The following is a 1,160-nucleotide window of genomic DNA, read 5'->3' as shown; positions in this document are numbered from 1 at the left end:
GCGTAAATCAGTCCCCATTGTTAGCGTAGAACCTGAAGGTCTGGTAGGCTGAGCCGATGAAACCAGCTCCATGGAAGTACCGCACTACCAACAGGAATGCATACAACGAAGCGCTAAAGTCACGCGGCTCGCCGCTCTTTTGGCTCGATTCGACTATGCGTTGGAATGCACACCCATGCGGCAAGCGCGGGAGAAGCGAAATCTTCAGCGACCAGGCGATCCAGTTCCGCCTGAGCATTAAATGCCTGTTCAATCTACCGCTGCGCCAAGCTATGGACTTGATGCAGAGCCTGCTGCGCCTGGCTGAACTTGACTGGACGGTGCCCGACTACAGCAAGGTTGGCCGACGCTAGAAGACGCTGCACGACGCCAGTGACGCAGTGCCGACCACGACAGGACTACATCTGCTAGTGGGCAGCACGGGCATCATGATGCTGGGTGAAGGCGAATGGAAGACGAAGAAACATTGTTCGGAGTGTTTCCGCTTATAGCGCAAGGCGCACCTCGGGATAAACACGTCCACGCTCGAGATCCGGGCCACGGTGACCGACAGCTGAATTAGCGATGCGCCTGTCCTGCCAGCGCTGCTCGACCAAACTCCTGGGGGGCGGGCATCGGTTTCTAGAGCCGACCTCAATCGTCGTGGTACTGTATTGAGCTGATATATAGATCGACATCGGTCGCTCAGTGAACGAAGTCGACAGCAACGGGATCTCCCCCCTTTTCCTCAAATAAGAAGGCGCAGGCTTACCCGAAAATAGCCACGATACTGGGGCCGGAGACAAGCTAACGTTGCCAGCACATGCCCCTCAGATCGGCACTGCCGGTAGTCTAAGCGTCCTAGTCACTTCAAACACCCCCAGCCGCGCATCGACATCCACCGGCTTGACCAGATGATGCTGAAACCCCGCCGCCAGCGCCTCGTCCCGGTCCTGCTGCTGCCCATAGCCGGTAACCGCCACCAGCAAGGCCCCCCGCCGTCTCCGGCTGCGCGCGCAAGCGCCGCGCCAGCTCGCGCCCGTCGATCCCGGGCAGGCCGATATCGAGCAGGCAGACGTCCGGCGCCACGCTGCGCGCCCGCTCGAGCGCGCGCAAGGGTTCGTGCCAGGCCGAGCGTTTCGGCCGCATCGACATTGTCGTCGACGATCAGCACGGTCAGG

Annotated in this window: 1 pseudogene; it reads left to right on the top strand. The window is 60.3% G+C overall.

Annotated features, from left to right (window positions below):
- Window positions 1–56: 56 nt before the first annotated feature.
- Window positions 57–623: pseudogene (locus tag LCI23_RS20390) on the top strand (IS5 family transposase); the annotation flags it as partial.
- Between the last annotated feature and the right edge of the window lie 537 nt (window positions 624–1,160).

Origin of the sequence: Massilia sp. MS-15 (genome assembly GCF_020176695.1) — a bacterium.
Lineage (GTDB): Bacteria > Pseudomonadota > Gammaproteobacteria > Burkholderiales > Burkholderiaceae_D > Telluria > Telluria hydrophila.
The sequence above is the reverse complement of the archived record's forward strand: the minus strand, read 5'-3'. Positions and strand labels throughout refer to the sequence as shown.